This is a genomic window from Streptoalloteichus hindustanus (genome assembly GCF_900129375.1).
In the GTDB taxonomy this organism is placed as follows: Bacteria; Actinomycetota; Actinomycetes; order Mycobacteriales; family Pseudonocardiaceae; genus Streptoalloteichus; species Streptoalloteichus hindustanus.
Genome location: NZ_FQVN01000011.1, coordinates 21,751 through 41,681, shown reverse-complemented (window position 1 = coordinate 41,681; position 19,931 = coordinate 21,751). Strand labels below are relative to the sequence as shown.

Sequence of the window (19,931 nt, the reverse complement as noted above, 5' to 3'; positions counted from 1 at the left end):
GTGCGCGTCGTCGTGTTGCTCGCGGGAGTGCTGCGTCCCAGCGCGGACGGGAAGTCCCGGCTGGAGGTCGACTTCGCGGCCGGTGCGACCCTGGGCGCGGTGCTCGACCGGCTCGCCGAGCGCTATCCCGCGTTGGACCGCCGGCTCAGGGACGAGCACGGGGGACTGCGGCGGTACGTCAACTTCTACGTGGACGGCGAGGAGTGCCGGCGGCTGGACGGGGCGGAAACCCCGGTGGGTCCGGGCGTCGAGATCCAGATCATCCCGTCGGTGGCCGGCGGCTGAGGTCCCCCGACGGGGCGACGGCGATCACACGGGCGGCGTCGTCCGGTCGGCGCCCGGTAGAACTACTGGATGACTGCCGTCAGTGGGCGGGCCGGAAGGCTGCTCGCCACCAGTGACCTGCATGTCGCGTACGAGGAGAACCGGCGGCTCGTGGCGGACCTGCGCCCGGGCTCCGACGAGGACTGGCTGCTGGTCGCCGGTGACGTGGGAGAGCGCGTCGAGGACATCCACTGGGCGTTGGAGCTGCTCGCCGGCCGCTTCGCCCAGGTGGTGTGGGCGCCGGGCAACCACGAGCTGTGGACGCCGACGAACGACCCGGTGGAGCTGCGGGGAGTCCAGCGCTACGACCACCTGGTGGAGCTGTGTCGGGGCCTCGGGGTGCTCACGCCCGAGGACCCGTACCCGGTGTGGGACGGGCCGGGCGGGCCGGTGACGATCGCGCCGTTGTTCCTGCTCTACGACTACACGTTCCGCCCGGACGGGACGACGAGCAGGGACGAGGCGCTGGCGGTGGCCAGGGACGCCGGTGTGGTCTGCACCGACGAGTTCCTGCTGCACCCCGACCCGTACCCGTCGCGGGATTTGTGGTCGTGGGCGCGGATCGAGGAGACCGAGCGGCGGTTGGCCCTGTGCGACCCCGAGCTGCCGACCGTGCTGATCAACCACTGGCCGCTGGTGCGGGAGCCGACGAGGGTGTTGCGGTACCCGGAGTTCGCGCTCTGGTGCGGGAGCGAGCGCACCGCCGACTGGCACGTCCGGTTCCGGGCGGCGGCCGTGGTTTACGGGCACCTGCACATTCCGCGGACCACGTGGTACGACGGTGTGCGGTTCGAGGAGGTCTCCATCGGTTATCCGCGGGAGTGGAAGAAGCACAACCTGCGACGGGGGACCCTGCGCCAGATTCTTCCTGCGCCTGCGCCTGCGCCTGCGCCTGCGCCTGCGCCTGCGCCTGCGTCGGGCTGATGATCTCCGTGACGCTCCGGTGTCCACTCGTTCGGGCACCGGGGTGTTCGCGGGGTAACCGCGTTCGGTGTGTGGATGTCGCTCAGCTCCGGTGCTTCGTGCGCTTCACTAGATCGTGTAGTTGACCTGGTTTTGGTTGGTGTTCGCGCAGGTCGGGGCCGGGGTAATCGCTTTGTCTACTGTGGACACTTTCGGAGTTGTCCACAGGGGGTTTGGTTGTCCACAGCGGGATGCCGGGTGGTTGGCCGGGCTGTGCTGGGCCGATAGGCTGGAGCAGGGCTCGCCCCCCAGGGCGGGTGGGGGCTGACCTGAGGTAGGGGGAGCCGGCGGGGACGCGGGCGCTCAGCGGCCGAGCAGGTGGCGGGCGATGATCTCGCGTTGGATCTCCGAGGCGCCCTCGTAGATTCGTGGCGCTCGGACCTCGCGGTAGAGGTGTTCCAACAGGTGGCCCTCCTCCAGGGCGCGGGCGCCGTGCACCTGGACGGCCACGTCCACCGCCGTCTGCGCGGTCTCGGTGGCGAGGAGCTTGGCCATGGCGGCCAGGTGTCGCACCTCGCCCTCGCCGCTGTCGCCCCGGCCGCCGTCGCGACCGCTGTCGCCCCGGCCGCCGTGCCCCGCGTTGTCGTACGCCGTCGCGGCGTTGTGGACGAGCAGGCGGGCCGCGTGCACCCGGGTCGCGACCTCGGCGAGCTGGTGCGAGACGGCCTGGAAGTCCCGGAGCGGCCGGCCGAAGGCGGTGCGGCTGCGGGCGTGCGCCAGCGCCGCGTCGAGCGCGGCCTGCGCCATGCCGACGGCGAAGGCGCCGACGCTGGGCCGGAACAGGGTGAGCGTGGCCATCGCGACGCCCCAGCCGCCGCCCACCTCGCCGAGGACGTGGCTGTCCGGGACCGGGACGTCGTCGAACCGGAGGCGGCCGATCGGGTGCGGGGCGAGCAGGCGCAGCCGCTCGCCGGACAGCCCGGCGCTGTCGGCGGGCACGGCGAACGCGGTGATGCCGCGCGTGCCGCCGGCCGGCGAGGTGCGCGCGAAGACCGAGTAGACGTCGGCGTCCGGGGCGTTCGAGATGTAGACCTTCTCGCCGGTGAGCCGGAACCCGTCGCCCTCGCGGCGGGCGGTCAGCTCCAGCGCGGCGGCGTCGGACCCCGCCTCCGGCTCGGTGAGCGCGAAGGCGGCGACCGCCCTCCCGCTGGCGATCCGCGGGATCCAGGCGTCGACGACCTCGGGCCGCCCGGCGCTCAGGATGGGGTGGCCGCCCAGTCCCTGGAGGGCGAACGCGGTCTCCGCCTCGGTCGTGTGCCGGGCCAGCCCCTCCCGGACCAGGCAGAGGTCCGTCGCGGTGACGGTGGGCGCGTACCGGCCCTCGGCGTCGCGCCGGAAGAGCCGGCCGAGCAGCCCGTCGTCGATCAGGTCGGGGTCGCCGAGCGCGGCGAGGAGCGGCCGGTTGATCGTTCCCGGCGTGCCGGCGGACGCCAGCGGGGCGAAGACCTCCGCCGCGAGCCGCCGCACCCGCGCGAGCAGCGCGCGCTGGGATTCCGTCAGGTGCGCGTAGGTCGTCGGGTCGCTCATGGTCTCGCCTCACCGGGCGTCGGGTGGGGGATGACGGCGGTGCCGACGAGCTCGACCCGCGCCGCCGGGTCGAACAGGGCGGCGACGCCGAGCAGGGCGACCGCCGGGTAGTGCCGGCCGAAGTGCCGCCGGTAGACCGGGCCGAGCTCGCGCAGCGTCGCCCGGTACTCCGCCACGTCGGTGACGTAGATGATCAGGGAGACGAGGTGGTCCGGGCGGGCGCCGGCGGCGGCCAGCGCGCGGACCACGTTGCCGGCGGCCACGTCGAACTGCTCGACGACGGTGTCCCCGACGATGGCGCCGTCCCGGCCCTGGGCGGTCTGGCCGCCCAGGTGCACGGTGGTTCCGGGAGCGGCGACGACCGCGTGGGCGAAGCCGCTCGGCTCGGCCAGGTCATCGGGATTGACGATCCGGTGCGCCATCCCTCACCGCCCGGTCCACTGTGGACGGCGGCCCTCGGACCACGCCGCGTAGAACTCGGCGTGGTCCCGGCTCCGCATCAGCAGGGCCTGGGTCACCGCCTCCATCTCGATCGCGCTGCCGAGGCTCATGTCCAACTCCCTGGTCAGCAGGGATTTCGTGGTGGCGTAGGCGAAAGCGGGTCCTTCGGCCAGCCTCCTGGCCAGCGTCGCCGCCTCGTCGGCGAGCGCGTCGTCGTCGACGACGGCGGTGGCCAGGCCGAGCGCGTGCGCCCGCTCGGCGTCGATGGAGTCGCCGAGGACGAGGAGCTCGGTGGCGCGGCCGAGGCCGACGATGCGGGGCAGGAGGTAGGCGGCGCCCATGTCCGCGCCGGCCAGTCCGACCCTGGTGAACAGGAAGGCGAACGACGCCGACCGGGCGAGCAGCCGGAAGTCGCTGGCCAGCGCCAGGACCGAGCCCGCCCCGGCCGCGACCCCGTTGACGGCCGCGACGACCGGCAGCGGGCACTCCCGCAACGCCTTGACCACCGCGCCGGTCATCCGCGTGAAGTCGAGCAGTTCGTCCGGCGCCATGCGTTGCAGCGCGCCGATGATCTCCTCCACGTCGCCGCCGGCGCAGAACCCGCGCCCGCGTCCGGTGAGGACGATCGTGCGCACGTCCCCCCGGTGCGGCAGCTCGCCGAGCAGGTCGCGCAGGTCGGCGTACGTGTCGAAGGTGAGCGCGTTCAGCTTCTCCGGTCGGGACAACGTCACCGTCGCCACGCCGGACGCGATCGTGAGGTCGAAGTGCCGCCACTGGTCGGTGAAGCCGGGCGACGCGCGGAACGGGCTCACGCCTGGATCCCCCCTCCGTCGAGGACGAGTGTCTGTCCGTTGATCGCGGCGGACTCCGGCGCCGCGAGGAACGCCACGCAGAACGCCACCTCCGCCGGCTCCACCAGCCGGCCCAGCGGTGACATGCGGGCCAACGCCTCCTCGGCGGCGGCCTCGCCCCGGCCGGTCGTCTCCACGATCCGGCGCACGGCGCGGCGCGTCATGTCCGTGCGCACGAAGGTCGGGCACACCGCGTTGACGGTGACGCCGCTGCCCGCGACCTCCGCCGCGGCCGCGCGCACCAGCCCGACGGCCGCGTGCTTCGACGCCGTGTAGGCGGTGGTGTAGCGGGTGCCGACGCGACCGGCGGTGGACGCCACGACCACGATCCGCCCCCGGTCGCGCTCCATCATCGCGGGGAGCGCGGCCCGGGTGCACAGGAACGCCCCGGTGGCGTTGACCTCCATCTGCCCGTGCCAGTCGGCCAGCGCGGTGCGCGCCAGGGGAGCGCTGGCGGACACGCCGGCGTTGTTCACCAGCACGTCCACTGGCCCGATCCGGTCGAAGAGCGCGGACACCGCGGCTTCGTCGGTGACGTCGCAGACCTCCGCCCGGACACCGGCGCCCACCTCGGCGGCCGTGGCGTCGAGGGCGGTGCGGTCCCGGCCGACGGCCACGACCTCGTCGCCGTGCGCGGCGAACCGCGCGACCACGGCCCGCCCCACACCCCGGCTCCCGCCGGTCACCACGACCAGACGCCGGCTCACCGGAACGCCCTCAGGCCGGTGACGGCGTGGCCGAGCACGAGCGTGTGCACCTCGCTCGTGCCCTCGTAGGTGAGCACGGACTCCAGGTTGTTGGCGTGCCGCATCACGGGGTACTCCCCGCTGACGCCGTTCGCGCCCAGGATCGTGCGCGCGGTGCGGGCGATGGTCAGCGCCTCCCGCACGTTGTTCAGCTTCCCGAGGCTGACCTGCTCCGGCGTGAGCGCGCCGGCGTCCTTGAGCTGACCCAGGTGGAAGGCGAGCAGCGCGGCCTTGTTCAGCTCCACCAGCATGTCCACGAGTTTCTGTTGCGTGAGCTGGAAACCGCCGATGGGCCGGCCGAACTGCTTCCGGGTCCTTGCGTAGGACAACGCGGTCTCGAAGCAGGTCCGCGCCGCGCCCACCGCGCCCCACACGATCCCGAACCGCGCCTCGTTCAGGCAGGACAACGGCCCCCGCATGCCGACCACGCCGGGCAGCGCCGCGTCCTCCGGTAGCCGCACGTCGTCCAGCACCAGCTCGGAGGTCACCGAGGCCCGCATGGACATCTTGTGGTGGATGTCCCGGGTGGTGAAGCCCGGGGTTCCCCTGGGCACCAGGAAACCCCGGACACCCTCGTCGGTGCGCGCCCAGACCACCGCGACGTCCGCGAGCCCGCCGTTGGTGATCCACATCTTGCGGCCGTCGAGCACCCAGTCCCGGCCGTCCCGCCGCGCCGAGGTCCGCATGCTGCCCGGGTCGCTGCCCGAGTCCGGCTCGGTGAGGCCGAAGCAGCCCACCAGCTCGCCGGCGGCCATTCCCGGCAGCCACCGCCGCTTCTGCTCCTCGGAGCCGTACTCCCAGATCGGGAACATCGCCAGGGAGCCCTGCACGGACACGAAGCTGCGCAGTCCGCTGTCCGCCGCCTCCAGCTCGCGGCACGCCACGCCGTAGCCGGTCGCCGTGGTCCCCGCGCACCCGTAGCCGCTCAGGTGCATCCCCAACAGGCCGAGCCGGCCCAGTTCGGGCGCCAGCTCGCGCGGGAGGACCGCGTCCTCGTACCAGGACTCGATCTCCGGCAACACCCGGTCGCCGACGAACCGCCGCACCGTTCCGGCGATCAAGCGTTCCTCGTCGCCGAGCAGCCGGTCGACGTCGAGGATGTCGACCGCCCGCGCGGCGGTCTGCTCGGGTGCTGCGGCGCTCATCGGTCCTCCCAGACAATCCCGGTCCGTTCCGGTATCCACTGCGGGTTCGGTGTCCACCTCGGTTCTCGTGTCCACTGTGGACTCGTCCCGGGCCACGTCACTGGAGCTTCCGGTCCGCCTCGCGCAGCGCGCGCCGGTCGAGCTTCCCGGACGCGGTGCGCGGCAGCTCGACCACGAACCGCACGTCCCGCGGGTACTTGTGCGGCGACAGGTGCGACCGGGCGAACTGCTGGAGCGCGGCGGCCAGTTCCGGCGTCGGCGGCACGCCGGGCCGCACCACGACGTGGGCCCGGGGGCGCACCAGGCCGGCCTCCTGGTAGCCGGTCACCGCGCAGTCCAGGACGTCGGGGTGGCGGAGCAGGCAGTCCTCCACCTCGCGCGGCGCGATCCACTGCCCGCCGACCTTGAGCATGTCGTCGGCGCGCCCCTGGTACCAGAAGAAGCCCTCGCCGTCGCGGACGAACAGGTCCCCGCTGCGCACCGTCGAGCCGTGGAAGGTCTCGGCCGTCCGCTCGGGCGCGTTCCAGTACCCCCTGGCGACCGTGCCGCCGGTCACCTCCAGCACCCCGACCTCGCCGTCGGGCACCGGGCGGCCCTCGCCGTCGGTCACCTCGGCCCGGTAGCCGGGCACGACCTGGCCCAGGCTGCCCGGCCGGACCCGGCCCGGCCGGTTGGCGACGTAGACGTGGTAGGCCTCGGAGGAGCCGATGCCGTCGAGCACCTCCACGCCGAAGGCGGCGAGCCAGCGGCGGCGCAGCTCCTCCGGCAGCGCCTCGCCGGCCGACGTGCACGCCCGCAGGCAGCTCAGGTCCTGCTCGGCGGCGCCGGGATGGGCGACCATCGAGTTCATCATGGTGGGCACGTTCACCAGGATCGTGGGCCGGTGTCGGGCGAGCAGCGCGAAGAGCCGCTCCGGGGTGGACCGCTCCGGGAACACCACCCCGGCCGCGCCCGCGCCGAAGGGGAACAGCGCGGCCAGGTCCCTGGCGTAGCCGAAGAACAGCTTCGGCACCGGCAGCACCAGGTCGTCGGCGGTCATGCCGAGCACGCCCCTGGCGTACCAGTCGAAACTCAGCCTCGGGCTGAGGTGGGGGTGCACGCACGCCTTGGGCGCGCCGGTGCTCCCCGTGGTGAACTTCCAGATGGCCATGTCGTCCCGGGTCGTCGGCGCCGCGTCGAGTTCGGTGGGCGCGGTGGCGACTAGGGCGGCGAAGTCCCGTTCGTTCGCCCGCAGGTCCTCGCGGTGGGCGTCCACGACGAGCAGGCAACGCGGGCTCCGGCCCAGCCGGGCGGCCTCGCGCACCCGGCCCAGCGTCACGGGGTCGACGACGACGACCTCCGCCTCCGTGTAGTCGAGGAAGTACCGGTAGTCCTTGGGGTGCAGGTACGTGTAGACCTCGGCGGTGACCGCGCCGATCTTCAGCGCGGCGTGCCAGGTGGCGACGAACTCCACGCCGTCGCTCAGCGCGATCAGCACCCGGTCGCCGCGCCGCACCCCGAGGTCCCGGAGCACGTGGCCGACCTGGTTGGTGAGCGCGGCCAGTTCCGCGTAGGAGGTTCGGCGCGGGCCGTTCGCGTCGGTGGCGTTGGCACTGGCGGAGTTGGTAGGGCTGGCGGCGCTGTCGATGCTGTCGGTGATCAGGGCGGTGTCCGCGCCGCGGCCCTCCTCCACGTTGCGGTCGAGGAACCAGCTCGTGACGTTGAAGAACCGGGGAACGTCCTCGTCCCGCAGCACCATCGCCCGCGCCCCCTCCCGTCAGCCACGGTCCCGTGCGGCACGGTCCCATGCGGCACTGTCCCGTGCGGCTCGTGGCGTGTCCCGACCGCCGGAGCCGCGCACGAGGTCGCGGATCACCTCCACCAGCATGTCGGTGAGCACCGCGAACGTGTCCTCGCCCTCTTCGGCGCTCGCCTCGGCGGGCGCACCGCAGTAGGCCTCGCTCATGCCCATCGCGAGGAAGTCCCGCCGCCCGTCGGCCATCGCCCTCGGCATGTCGACGGGCACCTCCGGCAACGCCCGCATCCGCTCCTGGTCGACGAGGTCGGGGCGGTCCGCCAGCACCAGCGAGGTCTCGTACCGCCCCGCGTGGCACGAGCCGGAGCGGAACTCCCGGGTGAGCCGGTTCGCCCGGTGGCGTCGGGTCAGGTCGAGGTAGCCGACGAGGACCTGCCGCCGGCGCAGGACCGTGTCGAGGGCGCGGTGCAGGGTGGCGACGTGCTCGGGCTCGAAGTGGTTGTTCACCACGACGAGATGCGGGAAACCCTGGTCCAGCAAGGAGTCGCAGAGGTCCACCACCACCGCGTGCAGCGTCTCCTCGCTGACCGACACCGCGCCCGGGAACGCCGCGCCGTACCGCGTGACGCCGTAGGGGAGCGGTGGGAGGACGAGGACCCGCACCTCCGCGTCGTCGGCGAGCCGGCGCGCCGCGCGCTCGCACATTCCTTGCGAGATCAGGGAATCCGTGGCCAGCGGGGCGTGCGGGCCGTGCGGCTCGGTGACCCCGACCGGCAGCAGCAGGACCGGCGCGCGATCCGCGTTCAGGAGCGCGGCCACCTGGGGCGAGGTGAGATCGGCGAAGAACACTCAGTCCACCTCCCCTGCCGCGACCAACTCCTGGTCGAGCGGGGTCGGCGCCAGGTCGAGCAGGCAGAGGTCGGCCCGGCCGGCCGCCACCGCCGTGTTGATCTCGTCGGGCGTGGTGAGGTGCCCGCCGACGAGCGTCGGCACCCGCACCTCGTTGCGCACCCGGTCGCTCAGGGCGGTCAGGAAACCGCGCCGGTACGGGGGATCGTCGTGCGGGACGGTCTGCCCGGCCTCGACGTGCACGAGGTCGACGCCGCCGTCGACGAGCGCTCTGGCCGCCGCGATGCCCTCCTCGACGGTCAGTCCGCCCCGCGCCCAGTCGGTCACGGTCAGCCGGACGGCGAGCGGGCGTTCAGCGGGCCACCGAGCGCGGACCGCGCCGAGCACGTCGAGCGGGAAGCGGAGCCGGTTCTCCAGCGCCCCGCCGTGGGCGTCGTCGCGCCGGTTGGTCAGCGGGGACAGGAAACCGGCGAGGAGGTGGCCGTGGGCGACGTCGAGTTCGAGGAGGTCGAAGCCGGCGTCGGCGGCTCTGCCGGCGGCGTCCGCGAACGCGACGACGAGGTCGGCCAACTCCTCTTCGGTGGCGGCGCGCGGGGTCGGGTGGAACGGGCCGTAGGGCAGTGCTGACGCGGCCAGCAACGGCCAACCGCCCTCGCGCAGCGGGAGGTCGACACCCCGGTCGGGAGGGCGTGTCGAACCCCGGCGTCCGGCGTGGCTGAGCTGGAGCCCGACCAGCGCGCCACTCGCGTGGACCGCGTCGACGTGGGGACGCCACTCGGCGCCGTGCGCGTCGGTGTGCAGCGTGGGACAGGCGGGTGTCGTGCGCCCGTCGGGAGTCACCGCGACCGGGCCGACGAGCACGAGGCCGGCTCCGCCGGTCGCGGCCTCGGCCATCTCTCGCCCCGTGTCGGCGACCGGGTGACCGTCTACTGTGGACACGGCGGGAACGGAGCGGGCGATCCGGTCGCGAACGGTGCGGCCGGCGAGGCGCAGCGGGGCGAACATCGGAGGTGGCGAGACCGAGAGGCGGGGTGGTGGGTCGCCGGCGGCGTCGTGGGCGAACCAGGAGTCCAGCACCCGCACGAAGTCCGGGTCGCGGACCTCCAGGTTGGCGTGGCTGATCCGGCCGCTCCTGGTCAGGAGGTTGAACGCGAACTGCAGCGGCGCGAGGTGGGTGTACCGCTCCACCCGGCCGAAGTAGGCCGCGCTCTCCGTGGCCGCCTGCTGGAACCGCTCCACCACCGGCTGGCGGCGCAGCTCGTAGTCGACCAGCGCCGCCTCGACGTCCCCGTGCCGGACGAAGGCGCCGGCCAACGCGACCGCGTCCTCCATCGCCAGCTTGGTTCCCGAGCCGATGGAGAAGTGCGCGGTGTGCGCGGCGTCCCCCAGCAGCACCGCGTTCTCGTGGTGCCAGCTCCGGTTCCGCACCAGGGGGAAGCTCGTCCACAGTGAACGGTTGGACAGCAGGCGGCGGCCGTCGAGGTCGGCGGCGAACAGCTTCTCGCAGAACGCGATGCTCTCCCGCTCGGTCATCCGGTCCAGCCCGGCGCGCCGCCAGGTCGCCTCCGGGCACTCGACGATGAACGTGCTGGTGCGCTCGTCGAAGGGGTAGGAGTGCACCTGGAACAGGCCGTGCTCGGTGTCCCGGAAGACGAAGGTGAACGCGTCGAGCACGAGGTCGGTGCCGAACCAGACGTACTTGCAGCCCTGCGGCTCGACCGTGCTGCCGAACGCGTCCGCGTAGGTCCGCCGCACGACGCTGTGCACGCCGTCGGCGCCCACGAGCAGGTCGGCCGAGGCCGCCAGCTCCGCGACGCTCGCGGCGTCCTCGACCTGGACGCCGAACCGCAGGTCCACGCCCAGCTCCCGGCACCGGCGCTGGAGGATGTCGAGCAGGACCTTCCGGGAGATCGCGGAGAAGGAGTGCCCGCGCGAGTGCAGCAGCCGCCCCCGGTAGCGGATGTCCACTGTGTCCCACCGCGCGAAGGTGTCGCCGATCTCGACGGCCGTGCGCGGGTCGGCGTCGCGCAACGCGCCCAGCGTCTCCTCGGAGAACACCACGCCCCAGCCGAAGGTCGCGTCCGGCGCGTTGCGCTCCAGGACGGTGACCTCGTGCCCCCGGTCGGCCTTCCGCAACAGGATCGCCAGGTACAGGCCGGCCGGGCCGGCCCCGACGACCGTGGTCCTCATGCCGCCACCACCTCGGCCAGCCGGTCCACCTCGGCGGGGTCGGACACCGCGGGCAGCAGCACCAGCTCGTCGCAGCCCGCGGCCGCGTAGCCGCGCACGAAGTCCCTGACCTGGCGGGCGTCGGTCAGGAGCCCGGCCGCGATCCGCTCCGCGAACGGCCCGGTGAAGGCGTAGTAGTCGCGGAGGTAGGCCGCTCCGCGCTCCGGGTCACCCAGCGCGAAGTAGCCCTGCCCCCACAGCCGGGGACGGCCGGGGCGGCCCAGGTGCCGCCACGCCGCGACGGCCCGGGTGGCGGCGGAGGCGAACGCCCGGGGCGGGCCGCCGCCGTGCGCGTACCCGTCGGCGTACCGCGCCATGCGGGTGTACGCCTGTCCGCTCGCTCCGCCCACCAGGATCTCGATGCCGTCGGTCGGCGGGGAGACCTGGTCGTCGCCGGCGCCCCGCAGGTAGGCCAGTTGCTCGGACAGCCGTTCCCCGCGCCCGCGGTGCTCGACGCCGGCCGCCGCGTAGTCGTCGAGCCGCGCGCCGACCGCCAGGCCGAGGGTGAGCCGGCCGGAGGCCAGCGCGTTCACCGAGGCGGCCTGCTTCGCCAGCAGCGCGGCGGCGCGCAGCGGGCCGATCGCGATCATCGTGGCCAGCCGGACCCTGGTGGTCACCGCGGCCGCCGCGGCCAGCGTGGTGAAGGGTTCCAGGCTGTCGTAGACGAGCCGGTCCAGCACCGCGAGGGACGAGAACGGGCCGTCGTCGGCCCTGCGGGCCCAGTCCAGCACCAGCGGGCCGTCGGTCCCTGGCGTCGTGTTGGGAAGTCCGATGCCGATCCTCACCCGACCACCTCCGCCGGTCGCGTCAACGGTTTACAGTTGACTGGGCTGAGGTGTCAACCAACAATCACCCCATGGTCGCAGGAACGGCGTCCGCGCCCGCCCCGGTGGGCGAACCCGACGGCGGGTTCGCGGCGCAACCGCAGGACCTGGTGATGACGGTGCTCGGCGCCCACGTGCACCCCAGGGACCGGGCCGACGTCTGGTCCGGCGGGCTGGTCGCCTTGCTGGGCGAGTTCGGCTTCTCCGCCGGCGCGGCCCGGGTGGCCCTCACCCGCCTGGTGCACCGCGAGCTGCTCACCCGGGTTCGCGAGGGCCGGCTCGTGCACTACGCCCTGACCCCGCGCACGCTGGCCGTGCTCGACGAGGGCGACCGGCGGATCTTCTCCCTCGGCAGGGGGACCACCGGGGCGGCCGGGGCGAGCGGGTCCAGCGGGTCGACCTGGACGACGCTGTGGCACGCCATCCCCGAGGACCAGCGGCTGGCCAGGGCCCGCCTGGTGCGCCGACTGCGGTTCCTGGGCTTCGGCCCGGTGCAGGACGGCGCGTGGCTCGCCCCGCACGACCGGGAGCGGGAGGTCGCCGCGCTGCTCGACGAGCTGGGTGTGACCGCCCACGCCGGGGTGATGCTAGGCCGGCCGGCGGTCTCGGCCGGCTTCCGCGCCCTGGTGGCCCGGGTCTGGGACCTCGACGACCTCGCCGGCCGCTACCGCGACTTCGTGGCCGAGTTCGGCCCGCACGCCGGGACCGCGCACGCCGGGCCGGCGCCTGTCCGGAGCGTGCCTGCCAGGAGCGAGTCCGGCGACCGGGAGGCGTTCGTCCTGCGCACCCGGCTCGTGCACACCTTCCGCCAGTTCGCCTTCCTCGACCCGGAACTGCCCGAGGACCTCGCTCCGCCGCCCGCCCACCGAGCGCTGGCGGTGCGGCTCTTCCACGATCTCTACACGGCGCTGGCCCCCGGAGCGCAACGCCACTTCGACCGGACGGTGACCCCATGAGCGAGCACTCCGCCGCGTTGACCTACACGTCCTACCTGGCTCTGGACGAGGTGCTCGGCGCGCAGCGCCCGCGCTCCGAGGAACACGACGAGATGCTGTTCATCGTCATCCACCAGGTCTACGAGCTGTGGTTCAAGCAGGTCCTGCACGAGCTGGGGCACCTGCAACGCCGGCTGGAGGCGGGCGACACCACCCACGCCGCGCACACGCTGCGCCGGGTGCTGCGCATCCTCAAGGTGGCCGTGACCCAGATCGACGTGCTGGAGACCATGACACCCCGGCAGTTCCTCAGCTTCCGGGCCCGGTTGGAGGCGTCCAGCGGCTTCCAGTCGGCGCAGTTCCGGGAGCTGGAGGCGGTGCTCGGCCGGCGGGACCCCGGCATGCTCCGCCCCTACCCGGAGGACAGCCCCGCCCGCGCCCGGATCGCCGCGGCGATGTCCCGTCCGTCGCTGTTCGACTCGTTCCTGCGCTACCTCACCGCCCACGGCTACCGCGTGCCGGTGGAGGTCCTGTCCCGCGACGTGGGCGCGCCGAACGCGCCGTCGCCGGCCGTGCAACGGGTGCTCCTGGCCGTCTACCGGGACGACAACGCGCCGGCGCAGGTCGCCGAGCACCTGATCGACCTGGACGAGGGGCTCCAGGAGTGGCGCTACCGCCACGTGAAGATGGTGGAGCGGACGATCGGCGCGAAGACCGGGACGGGCGGGTCCAGCGGCGCCGCCTACCTGCGCGGCACCCTGTTCCAACCGGCTTTCCCCGACCTCTGGGCCGTGCGGAGCGAGCTGTGACGACCCAGGACAGGACGCGGGACAGGCTGCGCGACCTGCGGCGCTCCCCGAACGCGCTCGCCGCCCACTACACCCGGTTCCGCGTCGCGGACCGGCTCCTGCTCTCCGGGCACTCGCACCAGGCGTGGCCGGACGTGGCGCTGGCGGGCCAGGTCGAGGCGTTCGAGGACGCGGCGCGGCACGTCGACGACAAGTGGGAACGCGCGTTCGCCAGGGCGGAGGACGTGCGGGCCGGCTACCGCGCGCTGCTCGACGACCCCCGAGGGGAGATCGCCCTCGCCGCGAGCACGCACGACCTCGTGGTCCGGTTCCTCTCCGGGCTCGACCTGGCCGGCCGACCCCGCCTGCTCACCACCGACGGCGAGTTCCACACGCTGCGCCGGCAGCTCGCCCGGCTGGCCGAGGAGGGCGTCGAGGTGGTGCGGCTGCCCGCCGAGCCGGCCGACACCCTCGCCGAGCGGTTGGCCGGTGAGCTCGACGACCGCACCGGCGCGGTGCTCGTCTCGGCGGTGCTGTTCGCGACGTCGCGGATCGTGCCGGGGCTCGGCGACCTCGCGCGGGCGTGCGAGCGCCGGGGCGTCGAGCTGCTGGTCGACGTCTACCACGGCCTCGGCGCGCTGCCCGTGCGGTTGCCCGAGTGGGGCCTGGAGACGGCGTGGGTCACCGGCGGCGGCTACAAGTACCTCCAGCTCGGCGAGGGCAACTGCTTCCTGCGGCTCCCGCCGCACGCCGACCGGATGCGGCCGGTGGTCACCGGCTGGTTCGCCGAGTTCGGCGCGCTCGCCGACACCGCGCGCCCGGACCTGGTGCCCTACGGCCGGGGCGCGGCCCGGTTCGCCGGCTCGACCTACGACCCGACCAGCCACTACCGCGCGGCCAGGGTCCTCCGCTTCTTCGCGGAGCAGGGCCTCACCCCGGAGTTCCTGCGCGCGGTCTCGCTGCACCAGGTGTCGCTGCTCGCCCGGTGCTTCGACGCCCTCGACCTCCCGGCCGAGATCGCCACGCGGGACCGCGACACGCCTCGCGAGCGCTTCGGCGGGTTCCTCGCCCTGCGGTCACCCCGGGCCGGGGCGTTGCGCGAGGCGCTGGCGGAGCGCGGGGTGCTCACCGACAGCCGGGGCGAGTACCTCCGCTTCGGACCCGCGCCCTACCTCTCGGACGCCCAGCTCGCGGCCGCTGTGGAAGCTCTCGGGGACGCGGCCCACGAGACGCGGCCCCCGTGACCAAGGAGGACGGCAACACCCCCACGGCGTTCCCGGGGGGACGCCGTGGGGGCGGTCGGGCTCAGCGCGACTGGAGGCCGAACAGCTCGGCGACCAGCTCGTAGGAGCGGAGCCGGTCGGCGGGGTCGTGCACCATCGTCGTGATCATCAGCTCGTTGGCCGAGGTTTCCGCCAGGAGCCGCTCGACGCCCGCGCGGACGGTGTCGGGGCCGCCGATGATCTGCGACGCCAACCGGTCGTCCACGACCAACCGCTCCAGGTCCGAGTAGGGGTACTCGGCCGCCTCCTCCGGGCTCGGCAGCGGACCCGGCCGGTTCTGGCGCAGCCGCAGGAACGACAGCCCGCCGGGGCCGGCGATCCACCGCGCGTGCTCGTCGGTCTCCGCGCAGATCACCGACGCCGCCACCATGGCGTGCGGTTCGGAGAGCACGGCCGACGGGCGGAAGTTGTCGCGGTAGAGCCGCAGCGCGGGCAGCGTGTTGTCCGCGCTGAAGTGGTGGGCGAACGCGAAGGGGAGCCCGAGCAGGCCGGCGAGCTGCGCGCTGTAGCCGGACGAGCCGAGCAGCCAGACCTCCGGCCGGTTGCCGGGCGCGGGCACGGCCGTCACCGGGGTCTCGTCGCCCTCGCCGAAGTGCCGCAGCAGCTCGCCGAACTCGTGCGGGAAGTTCTCGGCCGACAGCGGGCCGGTGCTGCGCCGCAGGGCGCGCGCGGTCCGCTCGTCGGTGCCCGGCGCCCGGCCGATGCCCAGGTCGATCCGCCCGGGGTGCAGCGCCTCCAGCATCCCGAACTGCTCGGCCACCACGAGCGGCGGGTGGTTGGGCAGCATCACGCCGCCGGACCCGACGCGCAGGGTGCTGGTGACCGCCGCGAGGTGGGCGATGAGCACGGCCGGGGAGGAGCTGGCGATGCCCGGCATGTTGTGGTGCTCGGCCACCCAGTACCGCGAGTAGCCGAGCCGCTCCACGCGCCGGGCGAGTTCCGTGCTGTCCCGCAGCGCCTGGCGCGCGGTCGAGCCGCTGGACACGGGCGCGAGGTCGAGGACGGACAGCGGAACACCGGTTGAGGACGTCACGACTTCGAAGAACAACGAACAAGGCCCTGCGTCTTCCCGCTCGGCGGTGACTGTGACCGATGCCAACCCCCGCGCGGCCACTCCCACCCCGACGCCCGCCGGCGACCGATGTTTCCGAATTGCCTTCTTCTCCCGATCCGAATATCGCGAGATGTAATGCGCGCCGCTTCTTGTTTTCCTGCCCCGGGTGCTTCGATCTGCGACGATGCCTGTCACGGGCTGGCGTGCCCGCGGGCGGTCGGAAACGGGAACGCCCGCGGAAAAGGGGCGAAGGGGACGCGGCGGTGGAGAAGGCATCTGATGTTCGGGCCAGTGCCCAGGAACGCGAGCGGGCGATCGAGGCGTTGGGCGAGCACGTCCGGCTCCAGCGGATCGACCTCGCGGAGTTCGACACCCGGGTCGCCGCCGCCACCGCCGCGCGCACCAGGGCCGAGCTGACGGCGTTGTTCGACGACCTGCCCGCGCCGCACCCCGCGTTCGACGGCGGCGGCCGGGAGCTCGCCGTGCGCGCCACCGGCGGCACGGTGGCCAGGGTGGGGAGGTCCGCGGGCGCGGTCGCCGCCGCCCTGTACCCCATGGCCGGAGTCCTCGCGCTCACCCTCTTCTTCGTGACCGGCTCGTGGCTGTGGTTCATGATCGTGCCGCCGGCGACCTACGCCGTGCGCCAGCTCACCGGAGGCGGCGCACGCGCCAGGGACACCGCCAAGCCCGAAGCAGAGACCTCGTGACGCGCGGAGACTCGCGTTAGCGGTCGGGCCAGAGGGGTGGAAACCTCCCTTGCCCGTAAGGGGAGGGATGGCTGATAGCGGAGGGCCGTGCCAGCCGGTGCCCCGACACACACTCTGGCCTTATTCGGTGTGGCTGTCAGCGACCGACCCACGGTGGGCGGTGCCGGTGACGGGCGTGGGCGCGTGCGGACAAACCGCACGCGCCCACGTCGTCGCTCTTCTGGTGGCGTCCGGCGTCATGCGCCGCCGGACGCGGCGATCACTCGCCCAGCTCGGCCAGGGCCTGCTTGACGCGCTGGAGCTCGGCCTCCAACTGCTCCATGCGGGCGCGGTGCTGCTCCCTGGCGGTGGACAGGACCGTCTCGATGCCCTCGGAGATGTCCGGGTGCAGCTCCCTGGCCGCCCGCGCCACCGAGGCCGCCGGCACCGCCAGGCCGCGGACCACGCGCGTGGTGCCGTGGACCAGGTCGGCCTGCCAGTCGCCGTCCTCGGTGCCGGTGACGGTCAGGGTGAGCGCCACCGTGCGGGTCTTGCGCGCGGTGCTCTTCTTGCGCGAGCGCCCCTCGGACGCGCCCTCGCTGGTGGCCGGAGCGGCGGCGGGGGCCTCGGCGGCCGGGGTGACCGGGGTCGCCGGGGTGGCCGTCTCGCCGGGCTGGTCGCTGGTCACCGGCGCCGGGCTGTCGCTCGCGCCGTGGTCCTGCTGGCCCTCGATGTCGTGCTGAACAGGGGAGTCCGAGACCACGATGGTTGTTTCCTCTCGACCAGGTCGACTGGGGTGACTGACGACGTGCCGGGCGGCGGGCCGACCGACACGCAGAGCGCATGCTAGAACACCCGTTCGACACAAGATCCGTGTGTCCGGTGTGGACGGCGTTGGCGTCCGGCGGCCGGTCGGTCACGCTCACCCTATTGGCCGCGCCCACCCCGTCGCGCGATGGGGTTTTCTTCCGCCGTACCGGGTTCGACGGTCCGGCGCCCCGCTGTTCGCCGCCGCGCGAGCGGCGGAACGGTCCCGGACGGGTCCGTCGAGCGGGCCGGCCGGACGGGTCGGGCGGGGCGTTGCTCCGTTCGGGTCAGGGGGTGTCGCCGTCCTCCCCGTGGCCGGCCAGGGGCAGCGTGACCCGGAAGGTGGCCCCGCCGCCCGGCGTCGGCCGGTACTCCACCCGGCCCCGGTGGGCCGTCACGATGGCGTCCACAATGGACAGTCCGAGTCCGGTCCCGCTGTACCCGGTGCGGCTGTGCGGCCTGGTGCGCGCGGGGTCGCCCCGGTAGAAGCGCTCGAAGACCCGCTCGACCTGCTCGGGCGTCAGCCCGGGACCCCGGTCGACGACCTCCAGCAGGCCGTGCCGCAGCCCGTCGTCCACGCCCACCCGCACGACGATCGGCGTGCCGGGCGGCGTGTGGGTCAACGCGTTGCCCAGCAGGTTGGCGGCCACCTGGTGGAGCCGGACCTCGTCGCCGAGCACGGTCGCCGGCGGGACGTCGTCCCCGCCGGACTCCGGCAGGATCACCAGGCTCAGCGGGCGGTGCGGGTCCACCGCCCTGGCCGACTCCATCGCCTCCACCGCGACCGGCACGAGGTCCACCGGCTCGCGCCGCCACCGCCGCTCCTCGTCCATCCTGGCCAGCAGCAGCAGGTCGTCGACGAGCAGGCTCATCCTGGTCGCCTCGGCCTCGATCCGGCCGACCAGCCGGCGGGTCTCCGCCTCGTCCCGCACCGCGCCCTGCCGGTGCAGCTCGGCCAGGCCCCGGATGCCGGCCAGCGGCGTGCGCAGCTCGTGGCTGGCGTCGGCGACGAACCGCCGCAGCCGGGCCTCCGAGTCGGCCCGCTGGCGGAAGGCCCGTTCGATCTGGCCGAGCATGGTGTTGAGCGTCGTGGCGAGCCGGCCGATCTCGGACGGCTGGGAGCCGGTCACCGGCACCCTGCGGGACAGGTCGCCCCCGCTGATGATCGACTCTGCGGTGTCCTCCACGTCGTCGAGCGGGCGCAGCGCCAGCCGGACCACCCCCCTGCCCAGCAGGACCAGCACCACGAGCACGACGAGCGTGACCACCAGCTCGATCAGCACCAGCCGGCGCACGGTGGCGTGCCGGGGCGCGGTGTCCACCGCGACGACCGCCACCCCCTTGTCACCGGGAATGACCCGGACGAGCACGCGGTAGTGCGGCCGGCGGTCGCCGTTGGTCGAACCGACCTCGAACGGTTGACCCGCCAGCTCCCTGGCGGCGGCGAGGTCGAGCTTCGGCAGGGCGGGCGGCGCGGCGTCGCGGGCGCCGGACAGCCGGAGCCAGAGCACCCCGTCGGGGGCGTGGTACTCGATCACCAGCTCCCGGGGGATCTCGCCGCGCACCTCGTCGCTCACGGTCGCGTCGCCGCGGGTGAGCAGGTCGATGCCCTGCTGCTGCTCCAGCGTGGCGAGCTGGCCGTGCGTGGCGTTGAGCCCGTCGTCGATCTGGGAGGTCAGGTAACCGCGCAGCAACGCGGCGGAGGCGGCGTGGGCGCCGAGCAGCCCGAAACCGGCCAGCACGAGCAGGCCCACCAGCAGCCGGGCCCGCAACGACGCGCCGCCGGTCCTGGCGCGCAGGGGTCGCCGGCTCATCCGCGGGGGAGCCGCAGGCTGTAGCCGAAGCCGCGCAGCGTGTGGATGAGCGGCGGGTCCACCGTGTCGATCTTCCGGCGGAGCAGGCTGATGTAGGACTCCACGATTCGCGCGTCGCCGGCGAAGTCGTACCGCCAGACGTGGTCGAGGATCTGCGCCTTGCTGAGCACCTTGTCGGCGTTGAGCAGCAGGTAGTGCAGCAGCTTGTACTCGGTGGGCGACAGCCGGACCAGCCGGCCCGCCCGGCGCACGTCGTGCGTGTCCTCGTCCAGCTCCAGGTCGGCGAACCGCAGCACGCCGTCGTCCCCGCCCTCCTCCGGCCCGGCCAGTTCGGGGCGCGCGCGGCGCAGCACCGCGCGGATGCGGGCGACGACCTCCTCCAGGCTGAACGGCTTGGTGACGTAGTCGTCGCCGCCGATGGTCAGCCCGGTGATCTTGTCCTCGGTGGCGTCCCGAGCGGTCAGGAACACCACGGGCACCCGCGTGCCGCCGGAGCGCAGCCGCCGGGTCACCGTGAAGCCGTCGAGGTCGGGCAGCATGACGTCGAGGACCAGCAGGTCCGGCTGGAACTGGGCGGCCACCGCGAGCGCCTCGGTCCCGGACTCGGCGGTCCGCACCTCGAACCCGACGAAGCGCAGGCTGGCGGCGAGCAGCTCCAGGATCGTGGGCTCGTCGTCCACCACCAGCAGCCGGGTCCTCCGGTCGCCGTCCCGCTCCGCCTCCGGCGTCGCCATCGCCGTCCCCTCCTCGCGCTCGGCGTGTGCCGCACCAGCGTGCACTGTGGAGCTGAAAGTCCCCTGAAGCCGCACGTGCTCGGCGCGGCGTGATTTTCAGCTGTCTTTCAGGTTCGTTGGAGCTGGTGTTCGGGCGGGCGTGTTGGGCTGGTCGGGGCAGGGCCGCCACCCGTCGTGCGGCTTGCTTTTCGAGGGG

General features: G+C 73.8%; 19 protein-coding genes. 6 read left to right on the top strand and 13 right to left on the bottom strand.

From position 1 onward, the window contains the following. Entirely contained in the window at positions 1 to 285 is a 285-nt protein-coding gene (locus BUE43_RS26885; RefSeq protein ID WP_073488739.1) for a ubiquitin-like small modifier protein 1, read from the top strand. A gap of 69 nt (positions 286 to 354) precedes the next feature. After that, entirely contained in the window at positions 355 to 1,248 is an 894-nt protein-coding gene (locus tag BUE43_RS26880; RefSeq protein WP_073488600.1) for a metallophosphoesterase family protein, read from the top strand. A 342-nt stretch (positions 1,249 to 1,590) separates the two neighbouring features. Here BUE43_RS26880 and BUE43_RS26875 read toward each other — a convergent pair whose 3' ends face one another. The 9 genes from BUE43_RS26875 to BUE43_RS26835 all read right to left on the bottom strand — a co-directional run bounded on the left by BUE43_RS26875 (position 1,591) and on the right by BUE43_RS26835 (position 11,595). Continuing rightward, complete coding sequence (locus tag BUE43_RS26875; RefSeq protein ID WP_073488597.1) at positions 1,591 to 2,814, bottom strand: acyl-CoA dehydrogenase family protein; 1,224 nt, start codon at positions 2,812 to 2,814, stop codon at positions 1,591 to 1,593. Then, on the bottom strand, positions 2,811 to 3,236 hold the full coding sequence (locus tag BUE43_RS26870; protein ID WP_073488595.1) for a RidA family protein: 426 nt from the start codon (positions 3,234 to 3,236) through the stop codon (positions 2,811 to 2,813). The genes BUE43_RS26875 and BUE43_RS26870 overlap by 4 nt, the downstream gene beginning before the upstream one ends. Positions 3,237 to 3,239: 3 nt before the next feature. Beyond that, complete coding sequence (locus tag BUE43_RS26865) at positions 3,240 to 4,067, bottom strand: enoyl-CoA hydratase family protein (protein ID WP_073488593.1); 828 nt, start codon at positions 4,065 to 4,067, stop codon at positions 3,240 to 3,242. Next, positions 4,064 to 4,813 (bottom strand): SDR family NAD(P)-dependent oxidoreductase, encoded by a 750-nt coding sequence (locus BUE43_RS26860; protein ID WP_073488591.1) that lies wholly within the window; start codon positions 4,811 to 4,813, stop codon positions 4,064 to 4,066. Before BUE43_RS26860 ends, BUE43_RS26865 begins: the two co-directional genes overlap by 4 nt. Next, positions 4,810 to 5,997 carry an acyl-CoA dehydrogenase family protein gene (locus BUE43_RS26855; RefSeq protein WP_073488589.1) on the bottom strand — a complete coding sequence of 396 codons (1,188 nt, stop codon included), beginning with the start codon at positions 5,995 to 5,997 and terminating at the stop codon, positions 4,810 to 4,812. The genes BUE43_RS26860 and BUE43_RS26855 overlap by 4 nt, the downstream gene beginning before the upstream one ends. 97 nt (positions 5,998 to 6,094) lie before the next feature. Further along, on the bottom strand, positions 6,095 to 7,735 hold the full coding sequence (locus BUE43_RS26850) for a benzoate-CoA ligase family protein (protein ID WP_073488587.1): 1,641 nt from the start codon (positions 7,733 to 7,735) through the stop codon (positions 6,095 to 6,097). Positions 7,736 to 7,753: 18 nt separating this feature from the next. Continuing rightward, a complete protein-coding gene (locus BUE43_RS26845) occupies positions 7,754 to 8,581 on the bottom strand; it encodes a creatininase family protein (RefSeq protein WP_073488585.1) in 828 nt (275 codons plus the stop codon). Continuing rightward, positions 8,582 to 10,771: an oxidoreductase gene (locus BUE43_RS26840; RefSeq protein WP_073488583.1), complete on the bottom strand. Its 2,190-nt coding sequence runs from the start codon at positions 10,769 to 10,771 to the stop codon at positions 8,582 to 8,584. After that, entirely contained in the window at positions 10,768 to 11,595 is an 828-nt protein-coding gene (locus BUE43_RS26835) for an LLM class flavin-dependent oxidoreductase (RefSeq protein WP_073488581.1), read from the bottom strand. The genes BUE43_RS26840 and BUE43_RS26835 overlap by 4 nt, the downstream gene beginning before the upstream one ends. A gap of 71 nt (positions 11,596 to 11,666) precedes the next feature. Between BUE43_RS26835 and BUE43_RS26830 the strand changes: the two genes are divergently transcribed. Genes BUE43_RS26830 through BUE43_RS26820 form a run of 3 tightly spaced genes read left to right on the top strand, consistent with a single transcriptional unit; the run spans position 11,667 to position 14,601 of the window. Further along, positions 11,667 to 12,590, top strand: a complete 924-nt coding sequence (locus tag BUE43_RS26830; RefSeq protein WP_407697141.1) for a PaaX family transcriptional regulator — start codon at positions 11,667 to 11,669, stop codon at positions 12,588 to 12,590. After that, the gene (locus BUE43_RS26825; protein ID WP_073488579.1) at positions 12,587 to 13,378 is read left to right on the top strand and encodes a tryptophan 2,3-dioxygenase; all 792 of its coding nucleotides are present in this window, start codon (positions 12,587 to 12,589) and stop codon (positions 13,376 to 13,378) included. Before BUE43_RS26830 ends, BUE43_RS26825 begins: the two co-directional genes overlap by 4 nt. Beyond that, complete coding sequence (locus BUE43_RS26820; protein WP_234995946.1) at positions 13,375 to 14,601, top strand: kynureninase/PvdN C-terminal domain-containing protein; 1,227 nt, start codon at positions 13,375 to 13,377, stop codon at positions 14,599 to 14,601. The genes BUE43_RS26825 and BUE43_RS26820 overlap by 4 nt, the downstream gene beginning before the upstream one ends. A 61-nt stretch (positions 14,602 to 14,662) precedes the next feature. On the opposite strand, the gene BUE43_RS26815 is transcribed toward BUE43_RS26820, so the two are convergent. Then, a complete protein-coding gene (locus tag BUE43_RS26815) occupies positions 14,663 to 15,673 on the bottom strand; it encodes an LLM class flavin-dependent oxidoreductase (protein ID WP_073488577.1) in 1,011 nt (336 codons plus the stop codon). A gap of 284 nt (positions 15,674 to 15,957) precedes the next feature. Between BUE43_RS26815 and BUE43_RS26810 the strand changes: the two genes are divergently transcribed. Next, entirely contained in the window at positions 15,958 to 16,401 is a 444-nt protein-coding gene (locus BUE43_RS26810; RefSeq protein WP_073488574.1) for a DUF1707 SHOCT-like domain-containing protein, read from the top strand. A gap of 259 nt (positions 16,402 to 16,660) precedes the next feature. Here BUE43_RS26810 and BUE43_RS26805 read toward each other — a convergent pair whose 3' ends face one another. From BUE43_RS26805 to BUE43_RS26795, 3 genes are all read right to left on the bottom strand, one after another. Continuing rightward, on the bottom strand, positions 16,661 to 17,143 hold the full coding sequence (locus BUE43_RS26805; RefSeq protein WP_234995945.1) for a DUF6319 family protein: 483 nt from the start codon (positions 17,141 to 17,143) through the stop codon (positions 16,661 to 16,663). 331 nt (positions 17,144 to 17,474) lie between these two features. Next, a complete protein-coding gene (locus tag BUE43_RS26800) occupies positions 17,475 to 19,001 on the bottom strand; it encodes a sensor histidine kinase (RefSeq protein ID WP_073488572.1) in 1,527 nt (508 codons plus the stop codon). Beyond that, entirely contained in the window at positions 18,998 to 19,735 is a 738-nt protein-coding gene (locus BUE43_RS26795) for a response regulator transcription factor (RefSeq protein ID WP_073488570.1), read from the bottom strand. Before BUE43_RS26795 ends, BUE43_RS26800 begins: the two co-directional genes overlap by 4 nt. Between the last annotated feature and the right edge of the window lie 196 nt (positions 19,736 to 19,931).

Bases quoted from the DNA above. Each gene is read 5' to 3' on its own strand.
- BUE43_RS26830 (WP_407697141.1), top strand. From the start codon at position 11,667: ATGGTCGCAGGAACGGCGTCCGCGCCCGCCCCGGTGGGCGAACCCGAC.
- BUE43_RS26850 (WP_073488587.1), bottom strand. From the start codon at position 7,735: ATGGTGCTGCGGGACGAGGACGTTCCCCGGTTCTTCAACGTCACGAGC.
- BUE43_RS26855 (WP_073488589.1), bottom strand. From the start codon at position 5,997: ATGAGCGCCGCAGCACCCGAGCAGACCGCCGCGCGGGCGGTCGACATC.
- BUE43_RS26870 (WP_073488595.1), bottom strand. From the start codon at position 3,236: ATGGCGCACCGGATCGTCAATCCCGATGACCTGGCCGAGCCGAGCGGC.
- BUE43_RS26880 (WP_073488600.1), top strand. From the start codon at position 355: ATGACTGCCGTCAGTGGGCGGGCCGGAAGGCTGCTCGCCACCAGTGAC.
- BUE43_RS26800 (WP_073488572.1), bottom strand. From the start codon at position 19,001: ATGAGCCGGCGACCCCTGCGCGCCAGGACCGGCGGCGCGTCGTTGCGG.
- BUE43_RS26840 (WP_073488583.1), bottom strand. From the start codon at position 10,771: ATGAGGACCACGGTCGTCGGGGCCGGCCCGGCCGGCCTGTACCTGGCG.
- BUE43_RS26825 (WP_073488579.1), top strand. From the start codon at position 12,587: ATGAGCGAGCACTCCGCCGCGTTGACCTACACGTCCTACCTGGCTCTG.
- BUE43_RS26875 (WP_073488597.1), bottom strand. From the start codon at position 2,814: ATGAGCGACCCGACGACCTACGCGCACCTGACGGAATCCCAGCGCGCG.
- BUE43_RS26795 (WP_073488570.1), bottom strand. From the start codon at position 19,735: ATGGCGACGCCGGAGGCGGAGCGGGACGGCGACCGGAGGACCCGGCTG.